General features: G+C 75.4%; 9 protein-coding genes. 6 read left to right on the top strand and 3 right to left on the bottom strand.

Annotation, left to right across the window (positions count from 1 at the left end; all coding sequences use genetic code 11):
* A partial coding sequence (locus tag VF468_15540; GenBank protein HEX5879707.1) for a hypothetical protein occupies window positions 1-185 on the top strand: 185 nt, incomplete at its 5' end.
* A gap of 3 nt (window positions 186-188) precedes the next feature.
* Here the strand turns inward: VF468_15540 and VF468_15535 are convergent.
* Window positions 189-1,580, bottom strand: a complete 1,392-nt coding sequence (locus VF468_15535; protein ID HEX5879706.1) for an aspartate aminotransferase family protein — start codon at window positions 1,578-1,580, stop codon at window positions 189-191.
* Window positions 1,581-1,617: 37 nt separating this feature from the next.
* Entirely contained in the window at window positions 1,618-2,043 is a 426-nt protein-coding gene (locus tag VF468_15530) for a hypothetical protein (protein ID HEX5879705.1), read from the bottom strand.
* 127 nt (window positions 2,044-2,170) lie between these two features.
* Here VF468_15530 and VF468_15525 point away from each other — a divergent pair, with 127 nt between their 5' ends.
* The 4 genes from VF468_15525 (at window position 2,171) to VF468_15510 (ending at window position 5,180) form a co-directional block, all read left to right on the top strand.
* Window positions 2,171-2,824 (top strand): sigma-70 family RNA polymerase sigma factor, encoded by a 654-nt coding sequence (locus tag VF468_15525; GenBank protein HEX5879704.1) that lies wholly within the window; start codon window positions 2,171-2,173, stop codon window positions 2,822-2,824.
* 7 nt (window positions 2,825-2,831) lie between these two features.
* On the top strand, window positions 2,832-3,044 hold the full coding sequence (locus VF468_15520) for a hypothetical protein (protein ID HEX5879703.1): 213 nt from the start codon (window positions 2,832-2,834) through the stop codon (window positions 3,042-3,044).
* 115 nt (window positions 3,045-3,159) lie between these two features.
* Complete coding sequence (fbaA, locus tag VF468_15515; GenBank protein HEX5879702.1) at window positions 3,160-4,188, top strand: class II fructose-bisphosphate aldolase; 1,029 nt, start codon at window positions 3,160-3,162, stop codon at window positions 4,186-4,188.
* A gap of 8 nt (window positions 4,189-4,196) precedes the next feature.
* Window positions 4,197-5,180 (top strand): aldo/keto reductase, encoded by a 984-nt coding sequence (locus VF468_15510; protein HEX5879701.1) that lies wholly within the window; start codon window positions 4,197-4,199, stop codon window positions 5,178-5,180.
* Window positions 5,181-5,192: 12 nt separating this feature from the next.
* Here the strand turns inward: VF468_15510 and VF468_15505 are convergent, their stop codons facing one another.
* Entirely contained in the window at window positions 5,193-6,314 is a 1,122-nt protein-coding gene (locus VF468_15505; protein HEX5879700.1) for a pectin acetylesterase-family hydrolase, read from the bottom strand.
* A gap of 60 nt (window positions 6,315-6,374) precedes the next feature.
* Between VF468_15505 and VF468_15500 the strand changes: the two genes are divergently transcribed.
* On the top strand, window positions 6,375-6,900 hold a 526-nt coding region (locus VF468_15500), incomplete at its 3' end, for an SIMPL domain-containing protein (protein ID HEX5879699.1).

Below are 6,900 nucleotides of genomic sequence, written 5' to 3'. Positions count from 1 at the left end.
CCGGGACCGGGCAGCGGGTCTGGTGGGTGTGGATCTTCGGCGACCTGATCGCGTTCGCGGTCATCCTCGGCTTCCCCCTGACCGCGGCCCTGGTGGCGCGGCTGGCCGCGGCGTTCCGGGAGCGGGCCTGGGGGTCGTTCGGGGCCGCCACCCTGGCCGCCCTGCTGGCCGCCGCCTGCTGGTAGCGGTCAGCCGCCGACCAGCTCGGCCACGGCGGCCCCGAACACCTCGGTGTGGCGGTCGACGTCGGCCTCGGTGGTGGCCGGGCACATCAGGGCCATGTTGTGGAACGGGGTCAGGAGGACGCCCCGGTTGTGCAGGTACAGGTGCAGGTAGTCGTCGAGCTGGTCGTCGCCGGCGGCGGCCGACTGGCCGCCGTTGACCGGCGCCGGGCTGGTGAAGCGGTACTCGGCCCTGGCCCCCAGCTGCACCACCGACCACGGCACCTGGCAGGCGTCGAGCACCCCCTGGACGCCGTCGGTGAAGCGGGTGCCCAGGGCGATCATGTGCTCGAAGGCCTCGTCGGTGAGGACCTGCTCGAGGGTGGCCCGCATGGCCGCCACCGACAGGGCGTTGCCGGCCAGGGTGCCCCCGACCCCGCCGGTGTCGACCAGGTCGGCGTCGCGGCGGGCCGCGACCCGCCCCGCGACCTCGTGCGACACCCCGTAGGCGCCGGCCGGGATCCCCCCGGCGATCGCCTTGCCCACGGTGACCAGGTCGGGCTCCAGGCCCCAGGCGAGGGTGCAGCCCCCGGGCCCGGCCGACAGGGTGTGGGTCTCGTCGTTGATGAGCAGGGTGCCGTGGCGGCGGGTCAGCTCGCGCACCCCGGCCAGGTAGCCGGGGGCGGGCAGGACGATGCCGATGTTGGTCAAGGCCGGCTCCATCAGCACGCAGGCCACGTCGCCGTTGGCCAGCTCGCGGTCGAGGGCGTCGAGATCGTTGAACTCGACCACCCGGGTGGTGGCGGCCGGGTCGACCGGGGGGCCGACGTTGCCCTCGCGGGCGGCCGCCCCGTCGCCGCCGGCGGTGACCAGGCTCTCGTCGACGGTGCCGTGGTAGCAGAAGTTGAACACCAGGATCTTGGGCCGGCCGGTGACCAGGCGGGCCAGCCGGATGGCCCAGCGGTTGGCGTCGGTGGCGGTCAGGCTGAAGCTCCACAGCGGCACCCCGAACCGGCGGGCCAGCTCGGCCCCGACCCAGGCCGCGTCCTCGGTGGGCAGCATGGCCGTGGCCCCGCCGGCCTCGGCGTAGCGGCGCCGCACGGCCGCGACCACCGGCTCGGGCGAGTGCCCGGCCATGGCCGCGGTGTCGCCAAGGCACAGGTCGACGTAGCGGTGCCCGTCCAGGTCGACGACGCTCGCCCCCCTGGCCTCGGCCAGGTACACCGGGAAGCGCCCGGCCGCCTTGTTCATCCAGGTCATGGGGACGTTGCCGAGCAGGTTGGCCCCGGCCTCCCGGTACGCGGCCCGGCTGCGCGGGTGCCGCTCGCCGAAGCTGTCGCGCTCACGCCCCAGCAGGGCGGCCAGCCGTTCGCGGTGGATCACGGGCGCCCTCCAGGAGCGGGGACGGACGCCTCTCATCCTCTCATCGTCGTGGCCAGGGCGAGGAACTCGGCTGTCACGGACGCTGCCGGGAGCCGGCGGCGAACGCGGGCACGACGCCGTCGCCGGGGTAGGCCTCGGCCAGGCGGGCCAGGGCGAGGGCGGCCAGCGAGAGCCCGAAGTCGCGCAGGGCGATGTCGAAGTAGTCGCCGAGGACCAGCAGGTTGACGATGATCGCCCACAGCCAGACGGCGACCACGTAGCCGCCGATGCGCGGGCGCAGGGCGACGAGCACGCCGGCGGCGATCTCGACGACGCCGACGGCCAGCATGACGGTGTGGCCGCTGACGGGCAGGACGTCGGTGGCGACCGGGGCCAGGTAGCGGTCCCAGTCGACCAGCACCTCGAAGAACTTGTCCAGCCCGAACAGGATCGGGGCGACGATGAAGCCGACCTGGAGGATCCGGAACGCCTGCCGGGCGCGGTCGGGGGCTGCGGCCATGGGGCACCTCCCGGGTGCGGGGAACGGACACCTTCGAGAGCTTGGTGTCGCGGCCGCGGCCGTCCTTACCCGCCGGCCGGTAAGGGCCGCGACCCGGGCGACACCAACCACGGGTATGGAGGTGTCGATGGGCGGCGCCCTGGCTGCTACGCTCCCGGTCGTGGACCCGGTGATGGACCCGGAGTCGCGCGCCTGGGTGGCCGCGCTGGCCGGCGGGGGCGGCGACCGCGAGGCCGCCCTCGACCGGCTGCACGCCCTGCTGCTGCGGGCGGCCCGGTTCGAGCTCGGCCGCCGCCGGGGGCAGCTGGCCGGCCTGTCCGCGGCCGAGCGCCAGGACCTGGCCGTCCAGGCGGCCGACGACGCCATGATGGGCGTGCTGGCCCGCCTGGGTGACTTCCGCGGGCTGAGCCGCTTCACCACCTGGGCGTACAAGTTCGCGCTGCTGGAGGCGGCGACCAAGGCCCGCCGGATGGCCTGGCGGGACCGGGAGCTGCCCCGGCCGCCCGAGGACTGGGTGGCCCTGGCCGACCCGGACGGCCGCCCCGAGGCCGCCGCCGAGCACGCCGAGCTGCTGGCCGCGCTGCGGGCCGCCGTTGGCGAGGTGCTCACCCCCCAGCAGCGGGAGGTGCTGCTCACGGTGGTCGCCGGCCGCGTCCCGCTGGACGTGCTGGCCGAGCGGCGCGGCACCACCCGGGGCGCCCTCTACAAGACGATCCACGACGCGCGGCGCAAGCTGCGCGCCCACCTGGCCGAGGCCGGGCTGCTGGCGGGGAGGAGGTGAGCCGTCGATGAGCCTGATCGAGGGGCTGCTCGGGCCCGAGGAGCCGGAGGTGGGCTGCGACGACTGCTTCGCCGAGCTGGACCGCTACGTCGAGCTGGAGCTGGCCGGCGGCGACCCCGACGCCCACCTCCCCGGGTTCCGGGCCCACCTGGCCGGCTGCCAGGCCTGCCGGGAGGAGCACGACAGCCTTCGCGCCCTCCTGGCCGGCGAGGCCGGCTGAGCCCCTGACCACCCGACTGGGGTGATGGAACGATCAAGATCTGAGGGTGTCGGGATCCGGTGTCGTGGGCACATACTGTCCCCACCACGGGCCGGCACCCAGGAGGAGCGTCATCATGCCCATCGCGACCCCCGACGTGTACAACGAGATGCTCGACCGGGCCAAGGAGCGCGGCTTCGCCTATCCGGCCATCAACGTGACCTCCTCGGAGACGCTGAACGCGGCCATCCGCGGCTACGCCGAGGCCGGCAGCGACGGGATCGTGCAGATCTCCACCGGCGGGGCGGCGTTCCTGTCCGGCCAGCGGCTCAAGGACATGGTCACCGGGGCGGTCGCCCTGGCCGAGTTCGCCCACGTGGTCGCGGCCAGGCACCCGGTCAACATCGCCCTCCACACCGACCACTGCCCCAAGGACAAGCTCGACGGCTACATGCGCCCGCTGGTCAAGCTGTCCCAGGAGCGGGTCGCGGCCGGCAAGGAGCCGCTGTTCCAGTCCCACATGTGGGACGGGTCGGCGGTGCCGATGGACGAGAACCTCCAGATCGCCGAGGAGCTGCTGGCCGAGTGCGCCAAGGCCAGGATCGTCATGGAGATGGAGATCGGCGTCGTCGGCGGCGAGGAGGACGACGTCGTCGGCGAGATGAGCGACAAGCTCTACTCGACCCCCGAGGACGCCCTGCGCACCGCCGAGACCCTGGGGACCGGTGAGAAGGGCCGCTACCTGCTGGCCGCCACCTTCGGCAACGTCCACGGGGTCTACAAGCCGGGCCACGTCAAGCTCCGCCCCGAGCTCCTCAACGAGCTGCAGCGGGCCGTCGGCGAGAAGACGGGCAAGGACAAGCCGTTCGACCTGGTCTTCCACGGCGGGTCGGGGTCGCTGCTGGCCGAGATCCGCGAGTCGATCACCTACGGCGTCATCAAGATGAACGTCGACACCGACACCCAGTACGCCCTGACCCGGCCCATCGCCGACCACATGTTCAAGAACTACGACGGCGTGCTCAAGGTCGACGGCGACGTCGGCGTGAAGAAGACCTACGACCCGCGGACCTACATGGCCAAGGCCGAGGGGTCGATGGCCGCCCGGGTCGTGCAGGCCTGCGAGGACCTCCAGTCGGCGGGGACGTCGCTGGCCAACGCCTGATCCCGGCGGTGCGCCTCCGCCCCCTGGGCTCGACCGGATTGACCGTCAGCCCGGTCGGGCTCGGCCTGGCCGCGCTCGGCCGGCCCGCCTACATCGACCTCGGCCGCGACGCCGACCTCGGCGCCGACCGGGGGGTCGAGGCGCTGGAGCGGCGCTGCCACCAGGTGCTGGACGCGGCCTTCGGCGCCGGGGTCCGCTACCTGGACGCGGCCCGCTCCTACGGCCGGGCCGAGGCCTTCCTGGCGTCCTGGCTCCAGGCCAGGGGGCTCGACCCGGCCGAGGTCACCGTCGGCTCCAAGTGGGGCTACACCTACGTCGGCGACTGGCGCATGGACGCCGACGTCCACGAGGTCAAGGACCACTCCCTGGCCGCCCTGACCCGCCAGCTGGCCGAGAGCCGCGACCTGCTCGGCGGCCACCTCGACCTGTACCAGGTCCACTCGGCCACCCTCGACTCCGGCGTGCTCGAGGACCGGGCGGTCCTGGGCGCCCTGGCCCGCCTGCGCGACCAGGGGGTGGTGGTCGGGCTGTCGTCCAGCGGGCCCGGCCAGGCCGACACCATCCGCCGCGCCCTGGAGGTCAGCGCCGCCGGGGTGGCCCCGTTCGCCTGCGTCCAGGCGACCTGGAACCTGCTGGAGCCGTCCGCCGGGCCTGCCCTGGCCGAGGCCGGCGCGGCCGGCTGGGGGGTGATCGTCAAGGAGGCGGTGGCCAACGGGCGCCTGACCCCGCACGGGAGCGGCCCGGCGGCGGAGGCGCTCGGGCGGGTCGCGGCCCGCCACGGGGTCGGGATGGACGCGGTCGCGCTGGCCGCCGTGCTCGCCAACCCCTGGGCCGACGTCGTCCTGTCGGGCGCGGTCACCCCGGCCCAGCTGGAGGCCAACCTGGCCGCCGTGCGGGTCGAGCTCGACCCGGGGGAGCTGGAGGAGCTGGCCGCCCTGGCCGAGCCGCCCGAGCGCTACTGGCGGGAGCGCTCGGCCCTCTCCTGGTCCTGAGCGGCCCCGCCGTCAGCTCCCCGGTGGGAGGTTGGGCACCGGCCGGCCCTCGGCCAGGGCGGCCACCCAGTCCCGCAGCCGGACGGCGCCGCTGGTCAGGGTGTAGAACTCCGGCCGGGGCAGGGCGCAGTGGGCCGACCCCTCGAGCAGGCAGGAGCGGAAGTTCGGGGTGGTGGCGCGGATCGCGGCCAGGCTGCCCTCCAGGGCGGCCGCGAACTCGTCCGGGTCGCCCCCGGCGGCCTCGTGGAACCGCCGCTGGACGGCGTCGTCGTCGAAGTTGACCTGGGCGAACGACGCCTGCGGGTAGTGGGCGGCGACCGCCTGGTAGAACCGCGGCATGGTGAAGCGGGCCCGCGGGATCGACCGCACGCCCGGCACCCACCCGGGCAGGACCCGGCCGGCGCCCCACAGCTCGCCCAGGTCGGTCGGCTGGCTGAACAGGTAGCCGAGGGAGTCGCCGAGCTGGCCCACCTGGGCCCGCGGGTACTGCCGGAGAACCCGGGGGGCGTGCAGGATCGAGCCGATGCTGCCGGCGCTGCAGCCGGTCACGAACACCCGCCGCGGGTCGGGCACCCGCCGGAACACCCAGTCGAGGGCGGCGACGGCGTTGGCGTGGCCGCGGTGGTGGACCGTGACCGACGCCCCGCCGGCCTTGTAGGTGCGGACGGCGTCGCCGGCGTAGACGTCGCCGGTGCAGGAGGGGACGTACAGCACCGACCAGCCCCGGAACGGGTTGGGCGGGTTGTCCAGGTCGAGCACGCCCGACCCCAGCGAGGGGTCGTCGCTGGCGTCCACGTCGTCGTCGAAGAAGGTCGACCCGCGCGCGCACGACCGGTAGTTCCAGCAGCCGCCCCCGCCCTCGAAGAACACCAGCAGCCGGTCCGGCGCCCCCATCCGCGCCCAGAACGCGAACCGCCCCCCGCGGGCGCAGCGGGTCCGCCCACCCGGCTCGACCCGTTCCCAGGTCCCCGGGGCGACCAGCGCGGCCCCGCCGGACCCGGGGGTCCCGGTGGGGCCGGCCGGCGGCGAGGCCCGGTCCGGCGACCCACCGCCCGTGCAGCCGGCCAGCGCGCCCACGACGGCGACCAGGGCAGCACCCAGCACGACCCTGACCCGACGCCCCCGACCCCGCATCGCCTCACCGTAAGCCGCGGTTGAATAGACCGCCACCGGCCCACCGCGAGAGGAGCCGCCATGCCCGAGCCCGAGCGCATCCCGACCGGCCAGGCGACCGTGACCGTGGCCGGGACCGGGGCGGCCAGCGCCGTCCCCGACACGGCCCTGCTCCAGCTCGGGGTCGAGACCCGCGGGTCGACCCCGGCGGAGGCCCTGGAGGCCTGCCGGCGGGCCCTCGACCAGGTCCTGGCGGCACTGGACGCCGAGGGGGTCGAGCCGGCCCGCCGCACCACCAGCGGCCTGGAGCTGCACGAGGACTGGGAGTCGCGCCAGCCGGGCAAGGGCCCGGTCGCCTACCAGGCGGGCGCCCGGCTCACCGTCCGCCTGGACCGGCCGGAACGGGCCGGCCAGGTCGCCGCCGCCGCGGTCGCGGTCGCCGGGGCCGGGGCCCGCGTGCACGGGCTCGGGTTCGTGGTCGGCGACCCGGGCGCGGTGGCGGTGGCGGCCCGGGAGGCGGCCTGGCGGGACGCGCTCGCCCGGGCCGAGCAGTACGCGGCCCTGGCCGGGGCCACCCGCGGCCCGGTCCTGGAGATCAGGGAGGCGC

Source organism: Actinomycetota bacterium, assembly GCA_036280995.1.
Classification (GTDB): Bacteria; Actinomycetota; CALGFH01; order CALGFH01; family CALGFH01; genus CALGFH01.
The sequence above is the reverse complement of the archived record's forward strand: the minus strand, read 5'-3'. Positions and strand labels throughout refer to the sequence as shown.

Excerpts from the sequence above, each read along its gene's own strand:
- VF468_15520 (HEX5879703.1), top strand. The coding sequence starts at position 2,832 with ATGAGCCTGATCGAGGGGCTGCTCGGGCCCGAGGAGCCGGAGGTGGGC.
- VF468_15535 (HEX5879706.1), bottom strand. The coding sequence starts at position 1,580 with ATGAGAGGCGTCCGTCCCCGCTCCTGGAGGGCGCCCGTGATCCACCGC.
- VF468_15505 (HEX5879700.1), bottom strand. The coding sequence starts at position 6,314 with ATGCGGGGTCGGGGGCGTCGGGTCAGGGTCGTGCTGGGTGCTGCCCTG.
- VF468_15525 (HEX5879704.1), top strand. The coding sequence starts at position 2,171 with ATGGGCGGCGCCCTGGCTGCTACGCTCCCGGTCGTGGACCCGGTGATG.
- VF468_15530 (HEX5879705.1), bottom strand. The coding sequence starts at position 2,043 with ATGGCCGCAGCCCCCGACCGCGCCCGGCAGGCGTTCCGGATCCTCCAG.
- fbaA (HEX5879702.1), top strand. The coding sequence starts at position 3,160 with ATGCCCATCGCGACCCCCGACGTGTACAACGAGATGCTCGACCGGGCC.